Annotated in this window: 19 protein-coding genes and 1 riboswitch; of the genes, 9 read left to right on the forward strand and 10 right to left on the reverse strand. The window is 59.1% G+C overall.

Annotation, left to right across the window (positions count from 1 at the left end; genetic code table 11):
• Positions 1-19 precede the first annotated feature (19 nt).
• Together WC600_04735 and cbpB are read left to right on the forward strand one after the other, a co-directional pair.
• Positions 20-280, forward strand: coding sequence for a type II toxin-antitoxin system Phd/YefM family antitoxin (locus WC600_04735; protein MFA4902034.1), 261 nt, complete (start codon positions 20-22; stop codon positions 278-280).
• Positions 281-585: 305 nt separating this feature from the next.
• Positions 586-778, forward strand: a riboswitch (cobalamin riboswitch).
• A gap of 376 nt (positions 779-1,154) precedes the next feature.
• Entirely contained in the window at positions 1,155-2,552 is a 1,398-nt protein-coding gene (cbpB, locus tag WC600_04740; GenBank protein MFA4902035.1) for a peptide-modifying radical SAM enzyme CbpB, read from the forward strand.
• A 153-nt stretch (positions 2,553-2,705) separates the two neighbouring features.
• Here the strand turns inward: cbpB and WC600_04745 are convergent, their stop codons facing one another.
• The 9 genes from WC600_04745 to WC600_04785 form a co-directional block, all read right to left on the reverse strand.
• Positions 2,706-3,668 carry a ribose-phosphate pyrophosphokinase gene (locus tag WC600_04745; GenBank protein ID MFA4902036.1) on the reverse strand — a complete coding sequence of 321 codons (963 nt, stop codon included), beginning with the start codon at positions 3,666-3,668 and terminating at the stop codon, positions 2,706-2,708.
• A 56-nt stretch (positions 3,669-3,724) separates the two neighbouring features.
• Positions 3,725-4,423 (reverse strand): DNA/RNA nuclease SfsA, encoded by a 699-nt coding sequence (sfsA, locus tag WC600_04750; GenBank protein ID MFA4902037.1) that lies wholly within the window; start codon positions 4,421-4,423, stop codon positions 3,725-3,727.
• Between the two features lie 105 nt (positions 4,424-4,528).
• The gene (locus WC600_04755; protein ID MFA4902038.1) at positions 4,529-5,131 is read right to left on the reverse strand and encodes a hypothetical protein; all 603 of its coding nucleotides are present in this window, start codon (positions 5,129-5,131) and stop codon (positions 4,529-4,531) included.
• Positions 5,132-5,220: 89 nt separating this feature from the next.
• On the reverse strand, positions 5,221-6,156 hold the full coding sequence (gene hemC / locus WC600_04760) for a hydroxymethylbilane synthase (protein ID MFA4902039.1): 936 nt from the start codon (positions 6,154-6,156) through the stop codon (positions 5,221-5,223).
• Between the two features lie 109 nt (positions 6,157-6,265).
• Positions 6,266-6,490: a zinc ribbon domain-containing protein gene (locus WC600_04765; GenBank protein MFA4902040.1), complete on the reverse strand. Its 225-nt coding sequence runs from the start codon at positions 6,488-6,490 to the stop codon at positions 6,266-6,268.
• Between the two features lie 125 nt (positions 6,491-6,615).
• Entirely contained in the window at positions 6,616-6,993 is a 378-nt protein-coding gene (locus tag WC600_04770; GenBank protein MFA4902041.1) for a cyclophilin-like fold protein, read from the reverse strand.
• Complete coding sequence (locus WC600_04775) at positions 6,972-7,943, reverse strand: hypothetical protein (GenBank protein ID MFA4902042.1); 972 nt, start codon at positions 7,941-7,943, stop codon at positions 6,972-6,974. The genes WC600_04770 and WC600_04775 overlap by 22 nt, the downstream gene beginning before the upstream one ends.
• Positions 7,944-8,117: 174 nt before the next feature.
• A complete protein-coding gene (locus WC600_04780; GenBank protein MFA4902043.1) occupies positions 8,118-8,708 on the reverse strand; it encodes a D-sedoheptulose 7-phosphate isomerase in 591 nt (196 codons plus the stop codon).
• Between the two features lie 234 nt (positions 8,709-8,942).
• The gene (locus WC600_04785) at positions 8,943-11,453 is read right to left on the reverse strand and encodes a DUF3536 domain-containing protein (GenBank protein ID MFA4902044.1); all 2,511 of its coding nucleotides are present in this window, start codon (positions 11,451-11,453) and stop codon (positions 8,943-8,945) included.
• Positions 11,454-11,698: 245 nt separating this feature from the next.
• Between WC600_04785 and rplU the strand changes: the two genes are divergently transcribed.
• From rplU to WC600_04820, 7 genes are all read left to right on the forward strand, one after another.
• A complete protein-coding gene (rplU, locus tag WC600_04790) occupies positions 11,699-12,022 on the forward strand; it encodes a 50S ribosomal protein L21 (GenBank protein ID MFA4902045.1) in 324 nt (107 codons plus the stop codon).
• 77 nt (positions 12,023-12,099) lie between these two features.
• Positions 12,100-12,357 (forward strand): 50S ribosomal protein L27, encoded by a 258-nt coding sequence (rpmA, locus tag WC600_04795; protein MFA4902046.1) that lies wholly within the window; start codon positions 12,100-12,102, stop codon positions 12,355-12,357.
• Entirely contained in the window at positions 12,354-13,406 is a 1,053-nt protein-coding gene (obgE, locus tag WC600_04800; protein ID MFA4902047.1) for a GTPase ObgE, read from the forward strand. Before rpmA ends, obgE begins: the two co-directional genes overlap by 4 nt.
• Positions 13,407-13,693: 287 nt before the next feature.
• Entirely contained in the window at positions 13,694-14,830 is a 1,137-nt protein-coding gene (gene proB / locus WC600_04805) for a glutamate 5-kinase (protein MFA4902048.1), read from the forward strand.
• Between the two features lie 106 nt (positions 14,831-14,936).
• Positions 14,937-15,326, forward strand: coding sequence for a HEPN domain-containing protein (locus WC600_04810; GenBank protein MFA4902049.1), 390 nt, complete (start codon positions 14,937-14,939; stop codon positions 15,324-15,326).
• A 64-nt stretch (positions 15,327-15,390) separates the two neighbouring features.
• On the forward strand, positions 15,391-15,654 hold the full coding sequence (locus WC600_04815) for a nucleotidyltransferase domain-containing protein (GenBank protein ID MFA4902050.1): 264 nt from the start codon (positions 15,391-15,393) through the stop codon (positions 15,652-15,654).
• 10 nt (positions 15,655-15,664) lie between these two features.
• Positions 15,665-15,910: a DUF2007 domain-containing protein gene (locus tag WC600_04820; GenBank protein ID MFA4902051.1), complete on the forward strand. Its 246-nt coding sequence runs from the start codon at positions 15,665-15,667 to the stop codon at positions 15,908-15,910.
• A gap of 376 nt (positions 15,911-16,286) precedes the next feature.
• On the opposite strand, the gene WC600_04825 is transcribed toward WC600_04820, so the two are convergent.
• Positions 16,287-16,907 (reverse strand): molybdenum cofactor guanylyltransferase, encoded by a 621-nt coding sequence (locus WC600_04825; protein MFA4902052.1) that lies wholly within the window; start codon positions 16,905-16,907, stop codon positions 16,287-16,289.
• Between the last annotated feature and the right edge of the window lie 191 nt (positions 16,908-17,098).

Genomic DNA, 17,098 nt, shown 5'->3' on the forward strand with positions numbered 1-17,098 from the left:
TAAGCAGAGGGCTAATGCCATGGTAAAGTTTTCTACTGCGGAAGCCAGAGAAAAATTGGGCCAGATTATTGACAAGGCCGCAGTCGACAAAGAGAGAATCATCCTTACCCGCCGGGGCAAGGAATTGGCAGCCCTGGTCCCCATGGAAGATATGAGATTTCTCGAAGAACTGGAAGATCGCTTGGACTTGGAAGAAGCCCGGGCCGCTTTGGCAGAAGCCAAAGCTGACCCCGAACGCCCGATTCCCTGGGAAAGGCTCAAGGCCGAACTGGGCCTGTAATGGCTGGGTCATCTTATCGGCTGGAATTTTCAGCCAAGGCCGCGCGACAATTTAAAACTCTCCCCCTGCAGGTTCAGAAGTTACTCCAGCCACACCTCGAGGCATTGACGGAAAATCCGCGCTTTCAGGGGGTGACCAAACTGGTGGAATACGAAAGCCTTTACCGGTTTCGCGCTGGAGACCACCGCATTTTTTTTGAAATTCAGAAATCGAGTGGAGTCATATTAGTAGTGAAGGTGGGCCACCGCAGGGAGATTTACCGGAAATAAGTTGACACAGAATAAGCCGCGGGTTAATTTTATCTGCAAGAAAAGAAGTTCCCAGGCAATCCGGAACCCGGTGTGAATCCGGGGCGGTCCCGCCGCTGTAATCGGGGACGGAAGACGTTAAGGCAATTGCCGGCCACTGTCGGAGACTTATAATAACTTCCGGTGGGAAGGCTGACGTTCTCCGGCTGATCCGAGAGCCAGAAGACCTGCCTGGTGGATAAGTAAATTGAGGCTACTCCTGATGGTAAAGGGAGTTCCATCCGAAGGGATGGGACTCTTTTTTTATTTTGGGCTCGGGGTTCCATTTAATCCCCCCTAACCCCCCTTTAGAAAAGGGGGGGAATGAGGAAGGCGGACACCTGGGACCGCATACAGAACAGAGCACAGGCGGGACGCCTGTGCCACCAACCAGCTTTCACCCCGGCGGCCGTCGAGCAATCCGGCCCGGCCGGCAAACCACACGAGGAAGGAGGACAATATATTATGGCAAAATCAGAGAGTAGTAAGGTGAAACCCATCAGCATCCGTTATACCTGCGCACCCAACGGGGACCAGGTGGGCCTGTCCCATTACCTGATGGCCGACGCTAAAAAGGCTAAGTAGGTATGGCCCAGGAAGTTTCACCTCTGTGGGGTCCGGCGGGAGTCCCGGTGAATGCCGGGGCCGGGCCCCATTTCGACGTTTTGGAGATCGGCCATGAGGATTTCGTGGCCCTGATCAACGCGGACACCGCCTTCTGGGTGCTGGCGCCCCGGGACCAGGCCCTGGAGTATCTGTTGGGGACCGAATTGCCCCAGGTTTTTCTGGAAAAAGAAACCAGCCTGGCCAAGGACCTGAACAACGTGCGCTTCGGGCTCTTGCCGTCCGCGGTCTATTTCAACCCTACCGAGCGCTGCAATATGAACTGCGGCTACTGCTACCTGCCCCAGGAGGCCCGGAGAAGCGGGGAGCATATGGACCCGGCGCGGCTGATGGAATCGCTCAAGCTGCTGAAGGATTTCTTCGTGTCCACCCTGCCGGAGGGGGCGCGGCCCCAGTTAGTGTTCCACGGCAGCGAACCGCTTTTGGCCAAAGACGCGGTCTTTGCCGGGATCGAGGCTTACGGCGACTACTTCCGGTTCGGGGTGCAGACCAACGCCACCCTGCTGGATAAAGAGGCCAAAGATTTCCTGGTGGCCCACAACGTCGGTATCGGGCTGAGCCTGGACGGGCCGCGGCCTGAAGTGGCGGATCGCACCCGGCACACCTGGGGCGGCGCCAGCGTCTTCGCCGAGACCGTGAAGGTGTTGGAAGAGCTGGTGGATTACCCCGGCCTTAACGTCATCACCACGGTGACCCGGGAAAACGTGCGGGATCTGCCGGAGTTGGTGGAGTTTTTCCATGCTAAGGGCGTGGGCAATGCGCTTTTAAACCCGGTGCGGGGCACCCAGTTGGGGGGCCGGAATTTGATGCCGGACCAGGCGGAATTGGCTCACTACTTTTTTAAGGCTCTGGACCGGGCCTATGAGCTAGGCCAGGAGACGGGGAAGAAGCTGGTGATCGGCAACTTCGCCAACCTGCTCTTGGGGCTGGTGGCCCCCGGAGCCCGGCGGCTCATGTGCGACATCAGCCCCTGCGGCGGCGGGCGCTGCTTCTTTGCGGTGGGCGCCAAGGGCGAAGTGGCCCCATGCAGCGAATTCCTGGGCCTGCCGGAGTTCCACGGCGGCAACCTCTGGGAGACGCCGCTGCCGGAGTTGCTCAAGACCAAGCCTTTCATGGACGTCACCACGCGGGTGGCGGAGGGCTTTGCGCCCTGCAACCGCTGTGCGGTGCGGCACTTCTGCGGTGCGCCCTGCCCCGCCGAGGTCTACGCCATCAACGGGAAGCTTTCTGCGCCGGCGCCGCTGTGCGATTTCTACACCGCCCAGGCTCAATATGCGTTCAGGGTTATCGCCCAGGGCCGCCTGGACGATTATCTTTGGGATGGCTGGCGGGACGGTTTGGAAGAGATTGTGGTGATGTAGGATTAAACGAAAATGAGATGAGTAGATGGGGGGCGGCTCGCGGGCCGCCCTTTATTTTTTTAGAGGCAGAAATGGTGCGTGGAACGCACCCTACGTCAAAACTGCATAGGCCACCGGCACAGGCTGGAAAGCCTGTGCTGCCAAAAATTCCGCTTAGAATTGAATTTCAAACAGCGAGCTGACGGAGTCTTCCTGGTGGATCCGGACGATGGTTTGGGCTAGCAGCGGCGCTACCGACAGTTGTACGATTTTGGGGCAGTTTCTGGCCGCCTGGCTCAGAGGAATGGTGTCGGTGACCACCAGTCGGTGCATCGGCGAATTGGCGATCCGGTCTACGGCCGGCCCCGAGAGCACGGCATGGGTGCAGCAAGCGCTGACGTTGCGGGCGCCATTATTGACGATAACCCCGGAGGCTTCACTCAAGGTGCCGCCGGTGTCGATAATATCGTCTAAAATCACCACGTCCTTCCCCATAACCTCCCCGATGAGATTCATGGCTTTAGCTTTGCCGGGGGCGTCCCGGCGCTTGTCGATGAGGCCCAAGGTGGCTTCCAGGCGCTTGGCGTAAGCCCGGGCCCGGGCCACCCCGCCGGCGTCCGGCGAGACGATGGCCAGATCGTTCTGAAAATTTTCGCGGATATAGGGAATCATGATGGGCGAGGCATAGAGGTTGTCCACGGGGATATTGAAAAAGCCCTGGATCTGGCCCACGTGCAGGTCCATAGTGAGAATACGTTGGGCCCCGGCGGTGGACAGGAGATCGGCCACCAGCTTGGCGGTAATAGGCACCCGGGGGGCTACTTTGCGGTCCTGGCGGGCGTAGCCGAAGTAGGGGATGACTGCGGTGATGCGCCGGGCCGAGGCCCGCTTCACCGCGTCAATCATGATCAGGAGCTCCATCAGGTTGTGGTTGGTGGGCGGGCAGGTGGACTGAATCAGGAAGACATCCCGGCCACGGACATTATCGGCAATCTCCACCCGAATCTCGCCGTCGCTGAAGGTGCTGACCATGGCCTGCCCCAGGGGCAGGGAGAGGTGGTCACAGATTTTGTGTGCTAATTCGGGGGAAGAATTGCCCGTGAAGATCCGGATATTGTTATTGAGCGCGGCATTCATAGATCGTCTCGATTAAGGCCTCATGAGTATTCTGTGAGAAATTTGTTTCAAGCAATTTATGTTAAATCAAAGGGGAGGGGCGACGCAAGGGTAATTTCCGGGGGCTCAATTTTTTCTTGGAGCACCATGATATTAACGCCGCTTTTGGCCACGGCAGTCAAGGCCTTCGCATAGGCCGGATCAATGGCCGCGGCGGGCCGCAAGATTTTCGCGTCCTCGCGCTGGACCACAAAGACGTTCCAGGCCTGGTGGCCCTGGGCCGCCAACTGCTGAAGGTGCGAAAGGTGGCGGCGCCCCCGGCTGGTCACGCCGTCCGGAAAGAAGGCCACCCCGTCTTCCACCCAGGTGACGCTTTTGATCTCCAGAAACAGCAGCTTACCTTCCACCTCCAAAACAAAATCCAGACGGCTGCCCTGGGGGATGGTCACTTCGGCCCGGACTTGGCCGGGGGCAGGCAAGCCCGGGAGGGAGCCTGCGGCCAGGGCCTCGGCCACCAGCCGGTTGGGGACCAGGGTATCGATGCAGATCCATCCCGCCGCGCCCCGGACAAAGCGCCAGGTGTAGTCGGTCTTGCGTCCTGGGCGGGCATCGCGGGTCAGCAAAATCTCCTGGCCGGGGTAGGCGCAGCCGGTGAGAGCCCCGGAATTGGGCACATGCACCCAGACGCGCTCGCGGCCGGGCAACTCCACCAGGGCCAGGAACCGTTGGCGGCGCTCCAGGAAACGGGCTGAAATCAGGGGTGCAGAAAAACGCACGAGGGCAGGGGAACAATTGGGAAGAAATTTATTGTCGGGGTCTTAAACTTCATTTTAAATAGGCAGAGTCGGTATTATGAGGGAAGCTGAGGGTGCAGAAAGCTGCTAAAAGGCGTACCAGACCCGGAACCAGTTTTGCAGGTCTTTGTCTTGACCTTGACCTTGGGTTCGATTCCCGGCCTCCACCTGGCTCTTTAAGAGGAAGCTCCACCGTCCCAGGTCGTATTTGAGTTCAGGACCGACGCCCAGGAGCTGATTGGCCAAGGGGCGCTGAAACGGAAAGCCTTCTTCGGAAGGACGGTACAGATAACTATTCAATCCCACGCGCAAATTAGACAGCACCCGATAGTCCACGGCATATTTCATATAGAGCGGCGTGTTGTTGAGCCGCGACGGTTCGGTGGGAGACGGTTCCCGGTTGTACCGGATGGAGATATTGAACTCTAGTTTGCGGGGCAGATTTAGGCTGGCGTCACCATCGGAATGGAGCTTAAGCGATGGAGCAGTTTGGATGCCGGGATAATGAGAGGTCGCGGGCGTTTGAGGTTTTTCGCCCAGCATCTGGGTTTCCAGGGAGCTCTGGGCTTGGATGGGAAGGATAGGGAGAGATCTATAAGAATAATCTCCGGACGCCAAGGCCGGAACGCACGTTGCCGCCAACAGCCAAAAGACTGTCGCCAGCCAGGCTAACCCCCATTTCGCCTGCATTGCTGGACTCCCCCAACTTCATGAACAAACATCTTTTACGTATAATTAATTTACACATTTATCGAAGAAAGTCAAGATCAATTTTGAAGTTAAATGGGGCGCCCATACAGCTCGGAGAGGATTTCCCGGCCCCCCCGGGCCAGCAAGCTCTCGGCCAAACTCGTCCCTAACCGGGCCGTTTCACTGACGGGGCCGCGCCCGGAATCTCTTAAGAGGCGCCGGCCCTCCAGGTCACTGATCAGGGCCTCCAGGTGGAGAACGTCTCCCTCTACCCGGCCCAGGGCCGCCACCGGCACCACGCAGCCGCCCTCCAGCCGGGCTAGGAAGGCCCGTTCCGCGGTCACCGCCAGGCGCGTAGGGGTGTCATCCAGAAAAGACACCAATTCCCGGAGGTCAGGGTCATTGGTGCGAATTTCCAGGCCCAAAGCCCCCTGACTCACGGCCGGCAGCATCTCGGCTTCGGACACACAGCACTGATAGAGATGACCCAACCCTAGGCGGTTAAGCCCGGCTGCGGCCAGAATGAGGGCATCCAGCCCTAAGGTCTCCATCTTTTTCAGGCGGGTGTCGACGTTGCCACGGATGGGCACGACCTCTAAATCGGGCCGCCGATGCAGGAGCTGCACCCGGCGCCGGAGACTGCCGGTGCCGACGCGGCCGCCGGAGGGAATCTCCGCCAGGCTCTTATAGCGGGAGGAGATAAAGGCGTCCCGGCAATCTTCCCGGGGCGGCACCGCGCCCAGCATCAGGCCGTCGGGGACCTCGGCGGGCATGTCTTTGAGGCTGTGCACCGCCAGGTCCACCTGGCCAGAAAGCAGCGCCTCTTCGATCTCTTTGATGAACAGGCCTTTACCGCCGATCTGGGCCAGGGGCACGTTGGTAATCTTGTCACCGGTAGTCTTGATGATGACCAGCTCCACCCGGCAGCCGGGATGGCGCCCGGAAATCTGGGCCGCCACCCAGTTGGACTGGGCCAGGGCCAGGGCGCTGCCCCTTGTGCCGATTTTAATATTTCCGGCCGACATCACTTAGATGATTTTCCTTTGATAAAAACACCTAGTCGTAGGGGCGGACCTACATGTCCGCCCAAGCCAAGGGCGCACACCTAGGGTGCGTCCCCACAGAAAATTTATATTAATGACAGGTGCTGCAGGAACCGGAAGAGCAACTGCCGCAGGAACTTGCACTGCCGCTGGAGGTGGAGGTTAATTTGCCCCCCACTTTGGCCGTGCAGGCGCTCATCAGTTTTTCCACTTTGGTCTGGCCGCAGTGGGGGCACTCGACGCTCGGGTCGGTAACGAAGACCAGCTTCTCGAAATCCTGGTTACAGCTATGGCAATGGAACTCAAAAATGGGCATTATCTGAATATCTCCTTAATCACTCAATCGGCAAGGGGCGACCCACCGGGCCGCTCCTACGGCGAGGCGGCTTAGTCGCATTGCACCTTGCCTGCGTCTCCCGTAAATCCTTTGGTTATTTTAACCTATTTTCTTTCGATGCGCACCGGGGCGCCTTCCGGCACCAGATTAAGGCAGCAGGGGTCATCGGTGATGCGCCCAACGCGGTTAACGGCGCTGGCTGGGCGAATTTCTCCGGGGACGCTGGTGGGGGTGAGGCCGAAGAAGATGCAGAAGGCCCGGCCGGTGGGCCAGTAGCCCAGGTCGCCCACGTTGACCACCACCGCGGCGCTCTCGTCCAGCTCGGCCACCACCTGGGGCACGGGAAAGTGGATTTCATCGCCCCAGAGCTGGGCGGAAGCCTCAATAGGCAGGGCGTCCGCCAGGGCAAGGGCCGTGGGGGAATCATCCAAAAAACCATTGAGCCGTTGATCACCCGCGGTTATGACGATATCGGTAGACATGAGCTCTCCTCCATCTCTTCAATTACCAGGCCAGCCAGCAGAGGAAACATGATCTCATGGTGGCCGGTCAAGGCATAGCCCTGCCCCACCCCGGCGGTGGGGCGGCGCACTACGTTGGTAAGGGGCCGGTAATGCTGCATGAAGTCCAGGTTTACGGTGGTCAAGGGCGCCACTTTGTGGCCCAGGTTACGGGCCAGGGTGATGGCCTTGAGGAAGACCTCCGGGATGATTACCGCGGAGCCCAGGTTGATAAAGACGCCATCGTCGAGGTCGCTGACCAGGGCGGCGAAGAGACGAAAATCCCGGTGGGTTGCGGCTCCCAGGGCTTCCGGGGAGACCGACGGGTGGAGATGGATGATGTCGGTGCCCACGGCCACATGGACCGTCAGTGGAACCTCTAAGGCCGCGGCCTTAGCCACCAGGCTCAGGTCAAGATGGGGAAAATTGCTTTCCAGGAGCCGCCGGCCCACTGCCTCTCCCAGGCCCAGACCGTTGTGCCCGCCCCAGTCAATGGCGCCGTTTAAAAACTCGGCGGTCTCTTTCGCCATGCCGAAGGCGCCACAGCCCAGGACCTCATCCACGTCTTCGGAGGTGCGGCCCACCATGGCCACTTCGGCGTCATGAATGATCCCGGCGCCGTTCAAGGCCACGCCGGTGATGAGGCCCCGCTGCATCAGGTCGATGAGTACGGGGCTTAAGCCCACCTTGATGGGGTGGGCCCCCATCCCTAAGAGTACCGGGCGCTCGGCTCGCCGGGCCCGGACCCAGGCCGCAGCTACCTCCCGCAGGGTCTCGGCCGCCAGAATATGGGGCAGGCGTTTGATAAACTCCTTAAAGCTGCCGCTTTTTTCCCAGGGCGAGCCGAAATCCGCCTGACTCACTTTGGAGTGCCGCTCAGATAAGCTATAAGTCTTGATGCCCTCAAGAGAAAGGGGCTCGAGTTTTTTCATCCAGCCCTCCTGAGAAAAAATGGTGCGTAAGACGCACCCTACAGTTTATGCCTCTTGTTCCCAAGTTGTACTTGGGAACGCATTGTGGCCCAAGCTGAGTTTGGGATGGTAGGGCGCCAAGGAAACAAAAGTTACGGTGCACGGTGCCCACCCTACCTTACTGATAGCTGATCGCTATCCCCCGAATTTTTCGGGAAATAATAGGTAGTCCACCAGGTCACAGAGCACGTGGCCGATCGTAATATGAACCTCCTGGACCCGGGGAGTAATGGGGGACGGCACGGTCAGGGCCATATCGGCGGCCGCAGCCACAGGCCCGCCATCTTTGCCACTTAAGGCCAGGGTCTTGAGACCCATTTCCCGGGCCGTTTTCAGTCCGGCTACTACATTAGGGGAATTGCCGCTGGTGCTGATGCCCCAGGCCAGGTCCCCGGGCTTGCCAAGCGCCCGCACCTGTTTGGCAAAAATCTCCGTGAAATCATAATCGTTTCCCACCGCGGTGAGGATCGAAGTGTCGGTGGTCAGGGCCAGGGCGGCCAGGGGGGGCCGTTCGATCTGGAAGCGGTTGACAAACTCTGCGGCCAGGTGCTGGGCATCCGCGGCGGACCCGCCGTTGCCGAAGATGAGCACCCGGCCGCCGGATTTAAAGACCTGGGCCAGCATCTCGGCCGCGGCGGTTACCAAAGGACCAAGGTCCTGAAGGACGCGGCGCTTGAGTTCAATGGACTCGCTGAAGGCTGCCTGGAACCGGGATTGCAAAGACATGCTTTCTCCCATCAAGCTCTTAGAGGCAAAAAAACTGGATTATACGCAATGACTTAAGTAATTGAACATAAGCGCTCTCTGCGTCCTCTGCGGTGAAAAATAATTAACCGCAGAGACGTTGAGGGCGCAGAGACAAATATGTCAAGTATCTATGATGCTATGTCTATTCCGGCCGGCACCCCTTTGTTGATAAGGAGCAGCAGGTTTATGGCGGGCGGTGCCCACCCATATACTTTAAACCAATAATTTCATATACCGCACCGGGCTGAATTGCATGGTTTCCAGCAAGGCCACCAGTCGCCTGGCCAGGGTCATGGCGCCAGGGTCTTTGACCGCATGGGCCGCCACCTCAGGAAAACGCTCCTGCATCAGGGTAAAGAGGAAATTCTGGGCTTCAGTCAGGTCCAGGGTGATGGGAACCCGGCTTACGAAACTCAAAAAGTCGCCCAAGCGGGTCACGTTTTCCAACTGGAAGGTCTCGGCCAAAGAACGGAGATGCCGGTGCAGGATGCGCCCCAGAATCTCGGCCCCCTCGTGGGTATCCAGCTGCAACCCCATGAGCTGGGCATCGGTGGTCACCTCCAGAATCTCTTCGGAGGTGGAAATGGAAGCCGGGTCCGGTTCCATGAGGCGCAGGAGTTCCACCAGGCGCCGGTTAAAGGTGATTTCCCCCAGGGCGCGAAACAGGCGGGGCATGGGCAGGCCTTCAGTAGCCATGGCCTTAAGCAGGGGCCGGGGTTCCTTAAAGATATGGGCAACCTGTTCCACCGCCTCTTCCTGGTTGGGCCGCAACAAATCATGAAAGACCTGGAGTTTCTCGTCCTGGATAATATCGTGGAGGCTGTAGTATGATTCTCCCAGACGCCGCACCATGAGGGGGATCAGGTCCTCCGGGGTCGACTCGAGAACCCGGAAGAACTCATCCCGCAGGGTGAGGAACTCCTGGGGCGAAGGCTGGGACTGCACCTGGGTGCGGTAGAGGTAGCTCCCCAAAAAGGCGGTGAAAAAGGCCATGGGGCGGCTCTGCCGGGTAATGCCTGAAGTCACGCGTAAACGCCCGGCGGCAAACTCAAGCGAGCCCTGGGTCTTTTCTTCCAGGTCGGCGGCCTCGACCCGGTAGTGGTAGATGTGGCTGGGACATTGGCGTTCCCGGTCCTTGAGCCAGGAAATCACCCACTGGTTGGCCACCTTGGGGTAATCCACCACCGCGGGTCTGATCCGGTTCTGGTAAATGGTGAGGCCGTTGCCCTCCTTGGGGATGTTGCTCACGGCCCGTTCCAGGATTTTCAAGAAGGGGGGCTCCAGGGGCTCGGAGGTGAAATACTGGCCCAACTGCAGGGCCCGGGCGGCATACTTGATCACCTGCAAGGATTCCAGGCCGGAGATGTCGGCGAAGAACCAGCCGCAACTGGTGTACATGAGCAGGGCGTGGCGCTCCATCTCCAGGAGTCTTAAGGCCGCAATCCGGTCTACTTCCTGCAGATTTCCCGTCCCGTGCTGCGAGAAAAACTCGTCCAGCACGCCGTTACTGCGGTCTAAGATGACATTGATATAGGCGTTGCGGGCCTGCCAGGGGTCTTGGAAGTACTTGGCGCCCTCGGACTCGAAGATGGCCGCCAGCTTATCATTTAAAAAATCGAAAGACTCCCGCAAGGGCGCCCGCCAGCGCTGGTTCCAGGTGGGTTGGCCGCCCGTGGAACAGCCGCAGTTCTCCTTCCAGCGGCCCACCCCGTGGGCGCAACTCCAGGAGCTGCCCTCGCCTTGACCGCCCAGGTAAAGCTCCACCTCCATTTTGGGCGGAGCCAGTTCCAGAAACGTGGCATAATTGGTGAGCTGTAACCCCTTCTGAGGCAGGACCTGGGTGAGGGCGTGGGCCAGGGCCAGCTCGCCGAATTTCTTGTGGTGCCCGTAATTCTCCCCGTCGGTGGCCACGTTCACCAGTTGGGGGCGCGACCGGTCCGGAGACAAAGCATCTTCCAGGCGGGCCACCAATCGGTAGCTGTCGGTCAGGAGGTCACCGAAGCTGATATCCGCAGCCACACTGCCGTTATAGAAAAAAACGTCAATGAAGCGGCGCTTGCGGGCCTCGCCGTCGGGCAAAAAACAGCGGTAGGCCTGGGTGGTATCCACGCTGCCCAACGCCGGAGTCCAGTCGCCGCCGGCCAGAGGGCGCACGCGTTTGGCCTGGTAGGGAGACAGGAGGACAAACTTCATGCCGTGGTCTACCAAGGTGGCCAGGGTGGGATAGTTCGCCGCGGTCTCCGGCAGCCACATGGCCGCGGCCGGACGTCGAAACCGGTGCTCAAAATCCTTGAGGCCCCAAGTGACCTGGGTTTCCCGGTCCCGGGCATTGGCCAAGGGCAGGATGGCATGGTTGTAGGCCTGGGCGATGGCATTGCCGTTGCCCAAGGCCGCCAGGCTCTGGGTGTCGGCTTCCAGGAGCCTGGCATAGGTCTCCGGCGCCTGGGCTTCGAGCCAACTGACCAGAGTGGGCCCGAAGTTGAAGCTCAAGTTGCGATAATTGTTGACTATATCTAGAATGCGCGCCTGGCCGTCGTAGATGCGGGCGGTGCTGTTGGGGCGATAGCACTCATTGGTGATGCGGGCATTCCAGTCGTGATAGGGGGAGGCGCTGGGCTCCACCTCGATCTGCTCGATCCAGGGATTTTCCCGGGGCGGCTGATAAAAATGGCCGTGGATGGTCACGTATCCCCGGGGTAAGGTCTTTGCCGCTGAGCCGTCCATAGCTGCTCCCTGGGAGGGGGTTCCCCCCGAAATAGTTTCGCTGCCGCGGCCGGGAGGCCAAAAAGTTGATGACGGCAAGATAAGGGAATTGAGTCATAATAATGCGGGCGGGGAAACGAGTCAATCTCGGCGATGGGTTGGCGGGATAAAATGCCCCGAACCGTGCTTTTCTGTCTTGGAATCACGCAACATGGTTGACAAGCTCTTAAAAGTCGGTAAAATTGAATGGTTCAAGTTCAGATCTTGTGGAGGCTACCGTGTACGCCATTATTCAAACCGGCGGTAAACAATACCGCGTCGCTCCCGGCGATGTGCTCCGGGTGGAGTTCCTTCCGGGTGAGCGCGGCGATGAAGTGGTTCTGGACCAGGTCTTGCTGGTCACCGACGGGGACAATGTCCAGGTCGGCCAGCCCCTGGTGCCCAACGCCACCGTGCGCACCCAGATCATGCAGCAAGGCAAAGGCAAAAAGATCGTGGTCTATAAAAAGAAGCGCCGGAAGAATTATCGCCGCAAGCAGGGACACCGGCAGTTATACACCGCCTTGCAAATCGGTGAAATTAATCTTTAATTTATTAGATTTGAGTCACTCTAGCCTGGGCGTTCCTGACCTGGGAACGTGGGAGCGAGTGGCCCAGGAGAGCAACCATGGCACATAAAAAAGCTGGCGGCAGCTCACGTAACGGTCGGGATAGCGCCGGTAAACGCCGCGGGGTGAAAAGGTTCGCCGGGGAAAGTGTGCAGGCTGGCACCATCCTGGTGCGGCAGGTGGGGACCCGCATCCACCCGGGGACGAACGTGGGCATGGGCCGTGATTTTACCCTGTTCACCAAAATCGACGGCGTGGTCAAATACGAGGCCTTTGGCAAAGATCGTAAGCGGGTCAGCGTCTATCCTGCCAGTTGAAGTCCTTTCTTGATGAAGCCGATATCACGGTCCGGGCCGGTAACGGCGGCCCGGGCTGTGTCAGTTTCCTCAGGGCCCGTTTCCAACCCCGGGGCCGACCCGACGGTGGTGACGGCGGTTCCGGCGGCGATGTCATCCTCGAAGTTTCCCCATCTATCCGCACCTTAAGCCATTTCCGGCGGCGCCGCGTCCTTCAGGCGGATAACGGCGGCCGGGGCATGAGCACGGATCGTCACGGCAAGAACGGCGCCGCGGTGATCGTAGCGGTGCCCCAAGGCACCCGGGTCTTCGACGCAGACAGCGGCAGGCTTATTAAAGACCTCATGACCCCGGGAGAGCGCCTGATCTTGGCCAAGGGTGGCCGCGGGGGCAAGGGCAACGCCCACTTCGTCTCCTCGCGGGTCCGCTCCCCGCGCTTTTCCCAACCCGGTGAACCCGGCGGGGAACGCCGCATTCACCTGGACCTCCAGATTTTAGCGGATGTGGGCCTGATGGGCGCGCCCAATGCCGGAAAGACCACTCTGCTCAAGGCGCTCACGGCCTCCAAGGCCCGGGTGGGGGCTTTTCCCTTCACTACCCTGACCCCCCAACTGGGGGTGCTGCCTCCCCAGGATGATCATGAGCCCCTGGTGCTGGCGGAAATCCCCGGCCTCATCACCGGGGCCCACCTGGGCAAAGGTCTGGGCCACCGCTTCCTCCGGCACCTGCAACGCACCCGGCTCCTCATCCAAGTTATCGATTTGAGCTTTGTCGACCCGACCGCACCCCTGGCGCCACTCGAGATGCTGGAAGAAGAAATGCGCAACTTTGACCCCTTGTTGCTGGACAAACCGCGCCTGGTGGCGTTAAATAAGATTGACGCGCTGCCGCCTGACTACCCGCTGGAGCAAGTCATTCGGGAGTATGAGAAAACGGGCTGGCGGATGTTCGCGGTCTCGGCTCAGACCGGCGAAGGGATAGCCCCTTTACGAGAGGTCATCTGGGAATCTTTCGTATCTTTGGTATCTCCTGTAAGTGTCCCAGAAGAACTCGATTTGCAATCCCCCTAAATTCCAGTAGTGTCCGGCAAGGTTTTTGCTATAAATAGATAAGAATATGATTTCTTAAAAGAGGCCATTACCTAACTTCCGGATTTTTAATGTATTTTCCCTCTCCCCCAATGGGGGAGAGGGCAGGGTGAGGGGGAAGTGAATCGCAGACGAAGCCACCCCTCACCCTAACCCTCTCCCCTCGAAGGGGAGAGGGGATTTTGGTGGCACAGGCTTTCCAGCCTGTGCGGGCGCAGGCTTAAGCCTGCGGCTGCCAATAATTTAGCATCACACCGGGTGCCACGGCCATGCATCCTCTACGACAACAACACCTGAGTAAAGCCAAGCGCATCGTCCTCAAACTTGGGAGCGCAGTCCTCACTGCGGCCGACGGTCTCAACCTCCCCCTCATCCAGCGCCTGGTGGGCGAGATCGGCCACCTGCGCACAGGCGAGCGGGAGTTTATCCTGGTTTCCTCCGGGGCCATCGCCGCGGGCTGCCGCAAGCTGGGGTTCACGTCCCGTCCCTCCGGCATGCCCCAGGCCCAGGCCATCGCCGCGGCGGGCCAGAGCGTCATGATGCACGTCTACGAAGAGGCCTTTGCCGAGTTCGGCCTCAAGGTGGCCCAGATTCTCCTCACCCACGACGACCTGGAATCCCGCCAGCGATTCCTGAACGCCCGCAACACCCTCTTTACCCTGCTCCAATGGCAGGTAGTGCCCATCATCAACGAAAACGACACCGTGGCCACCGACGAGCTGAAGTTCGGCGACAACGACAACCTGGCCGCCCTGATCTGCAACCTGGTGGGGGCCGACCTTCTGGTGCTTCTTACCGATATCGACGGCCTTTATAATAAAGACCCCCGGGAAAACCCCGACGCCCAACTCCTCTCTTTGGTGGAAGCCATCGACGCGGGCGTGGAAAAAGCCGCGGGCAAACGCCCCGGCGCCTTGGGCCGGGGAGGCATGGTGAGCAAACTGCAAGCCGCCAAAAAGGCCGGGGCCGCGGGCATCCCCACCCTCATCGCTAACGGGCTCACTCCGGGCATCCTGGGAACAATCTTTGCGGGTGAAGAAGTGGGGACGCTGTTTTTGCCCCAGGACCAGAAACTTACCAGCCGCCAGTACTGGCTGGCCTATAACGTCACGCCCAAAGGCGCCATTTTAGTGGACAAAGGCGCCTGGAACGCCCTGGTGCACGGCCATAAAAGCCTGCTGCCCGCGGGGATCTTGGAGGTTTTCGGGGGCTTTGGCAAAGGGGCCGCAGTACACCTCATGGACCCCGAGGGCAAACCCTTCGCGGTGGGCCTGACCAACTACTCGGCCCGGGAAATCGGCCGCATCAAAGGCCGCCAGTCCCAGGAAATCGCCCAAACTTTGGGGCAAAAAGGCTATGAGGAAGTCATCCACCGGGATAATTTGGTGATTTTTCCGGAGGTGTAAATGATACTGTTTCTTGTTTTTAGGTTTCAGTTTTCGTTTAAAAACAGTAGGATAGAGGGGACGTTTCACCCCCTTTATTCCAATCTGCCCGTAATGGGGTAACTTTATGCCCAGCCGTGCCGGTGATTGGTTCAATCAAGCGTTAAGGGATCTTGAACAGGCCCAGGACTCCCGAGCAGCCGGGCGCCATGAATGGGCCTGTTTTGCCGCGCAGCAAGCCGCGGAAAAGGCGGTGAAAGCCTTGCATTTGCATTTCGGGCAAGAAGCTTGGGGACACGTCATTGCCCGGCTGCTGCAAGAATTGCCTGCGGCGGTGACCCCGCCGGGTGACCTCATTGAGAAGTCCCGGGTTTTGGACAACTTTTATATTCCGGCCCGCTATCCCAACAGCCATCCCCAGGGGGCGCCCTTTGAACATTACGGCTCCCTGCAAAGCGAGACCGCCGTCACTTATGCCCGTGAGATCATTGAATTCAGCCGTGCTCAAATGGCCTGACGCCCGGGCGGTTATAGGGGCCTTGCATCAATGGGCAGAGAAAATTACCCGATGCCGGCCAGAAGTGTCGCAAATCGGCTTCTTCGGCTCGTACGCCCGGGGCGATTGGGGAGTGGGCAGCGATTTGGACCTGATCATCATCGTAGCCGGAATCAGTCAGCCGTTTGAAATGCGGCCGAGCGCCTTTGATACCCTGGAACTTCCTGTCCCCACGGATATTTTGGTTTATACTCGGGAAGAATGGAATACTTTAAAACAAAAGCGGAACTTTTTCCAAAAATTGGACCGGGAGACGGTCTGGATTTATCCCTCGAATAACCCATCTTAAGAGGCCACGATTGAACTTCGACGACGCCGTAGTTTTGGAAACCTTTTCCAGCCGTATCGAAGCTGAGATGGCCCAGGGGATTTTGGAGGGTGAAGGCATCGAGGCTGTCGTTATGGCCGATGACGCCGGCGGGGCTTATCCCATGCTCCAGTTCGTCCGGGGCGTGAAACTCTTTGTGGCCGCGGAAGACGAGGCCCGGGCCAAAGAAATTCTGGCGGCCATGGCGGACGGCGGCGACCTCATCATTGAACCCTGAGCCCTCTTTAGTCTTATTGCCTCATCTGTTTCATCTCTTCTCTTTGTGTTCAGACTTTATATTCCCGCGGTATTCAAAGGGTTTCCCGCCTGAGAGGCTGTTTGTTTAGCGACTACAGGTTGCGCGCATACAGATAATTTATACTCGTTGCCAAAATCACCCCTCACCCTCCCCTCTCCCACAAGGGGAAGGGGAGAATTATTTTGACAAATCAGCGAGATATAGACTTGTGGGCAAGGATAAGCCCTCAAGGGGGAGGGAGGGAGTGGTGCCCAAGCAGAGCTTGGGCGGAAAGTGGCATTCCCAAGCTGGAGCTTGGGAACGAGGGCGTAATGCAACGAGGGCGAGAAGCTAACTTCTACGAGTGCAACTTGTCTTACCTGTCCTCGGACAGCCACGCCTCGGCTTGGGCCAACTCATGGGGGGTATTGAGGTTAAAGAAGCTGCGGCATTCCGGGTCCAGGGCGAGGACTTCGGATTCTGAGATAATCTGAGGGCGGAACGTTTTGAGGAAACGGGTGGGGCTGCGGTCGGTCTGGAGGAAATCCCGCAAGGCGGGAAGCAAGCGGACGGCATAGACGCCGGGAAACGGCTCCAGGCCTCGAGGGGAACGGCAGACGACCGCGGTCCGGGCGGTACGGGCCGCGCAAGCGGCCAGTTTGGTCAACAGCGCCGGGGCCAGAAAAGGATTGTCCACCGCGGCAACTAAAACCCACGGGGTACGGGCATAGAAGAGCGCGGTGAGCAGACCCCCGGCCGGGCCCTGGAAGGGAAGCAAATCGGTAATCAGAGGCAGTCCCAAGTTTATATGGGCCAGGGGGTGGTTCGTAACGAGCCAGCAGGTCGTGACCAGGGGAGTGAGGGCCTCAGCGACCCTGAGGGCCAGAGGCCTGCCGCCCAGGCGCAGCGTCGCCTTGTCCTGCCCCAAGCGCCGGCTGAAGCCTCCTGCCAGGATGGCTCCCGTCAGCCGGGGAGTTCCACTAGCGCCGCGATTCATGACTTATACCGGGTTGCGTTTATAGCGTTTGCCATAAATTTATGCCGCTGGCTGATATTTAAATCCCCCTAAATCCCAGCAGTGTCCGGTTAGAAAATTGCATGAGGTTGTTCTGCCCCCCTCACCCCAGCCCTCTCCCCCCGAAGCGGGTGGAGAGGGGGTAGGAGATGTGGCCGTTTTAGTAACCATAA

Source organism: Desulfobaccales bacterium, from assembly GCA_041648175.1.
Lineage (GTDB): Bacteria > Desulfobacterota > Desulfobaccia > Desulfobaccales > 0-14-0-80-60-11 > 0-14-0-80-60-11.

Excerpts from the sequence above, each read along its gene's own strand:
- WC600_04755 (MFA4902038.1), bottom strand. The coding sequence starts at position 5,131 with ATGCAGGCGAAATGGGGGTTAGCCTGGCTGGCGACAGTCTTTTGGCTG.
- WC600_04775 (MFA4902042.1), bottom strand. The coding sequence starts at position 7,943 with ATGAAAAAACTCGAGCCCCTTTCTCTTGAGGGCATCAAGACTTATAGC.
- cbpB (MFA4902035.1), top strand. The coding sequence starts at position 1,155 with ATGGCCCAGGAAGTTTCACCTCTGTGGGGTCCGGCGGGAGTCCCGGTG.
- WC600_04785 (MFA4902044.1), bottom strand. The coding sequence starts at position 11,453 with ATGGACGGCTCAGCGGCAAAGACCTTACCCCGGGGATACGTGACCATC.
- rpmA (MFA4902046.1), top strand. The coding sequence starts at position 12,100 with ATGGCACATAAAAAAGCTGGCGGCAGCTCACGTAACGGTCGGGATAGC.
- WC600_04810 (MFA4902049.1), top strand. The coding sequence starts at position 14,937 with ATGCCCAGCCGTGCCGGTGATTGGTTCAATCAAGCGTTAAGGGATCTT.
- WC600_04745 (MFA4902036.1), bottom strand. The coding sequence starts at position 3,668 with ATGAATGCCGCGCTCAATAACAATATCCGGATCTTCACGGGCAATTCT.
- proB (MFA4902048.1), top strand. The coding sequence starts at position 13,694 with ATGCATCCTCTACGACAACAACACCTGAGTAAAGCCAAGCGCATCGTC.
- WC600_04735 (MFA4902034.1), top strand. The coding sequence starts at position 20 with ATGGTAAAGTTTTCTACTGCGGAAGCCAGAGAAAAATTGGGCCAGATT.
- WC600_04825 (MFA4902052.1), bottom strand. The coding sequence starts at position 16,907 with ATGAATCGCGGCGCTAGTGGAACTCCCCGGCTGACGGGAGCCATCCTG.
- hemC (MFA4902039.1), bottom strand. The coding sequence starts at position 6,156 with ATGTCGGCCGGAAATATTAAAATCGGCACAAGGGGCAGCGCCCTGGCC.
- WC600_04770 (MFA4902041.1), bottom strand. The coding sequence starts at position 6,993 with ATGTCTACCGATATCGTCATAACCGCGGGTGATCAACGGCTCAATGGT.
- WC600_04780 (MFA4902043.1), bottom strand. The coding sequence starts at position 8,708 with ATGTCTTTGCAATCCCGGTTCCAGGCAGCCTTCAGCGAGTCCATTGAA.
- WC600_04765 (MFA4902040.1), bottom strand. The coding sequence starts at position 6,490 with ATGCCCATTTTTGAGTTCCATTGCCATAGCTGTAACCAGGATTTCGAG.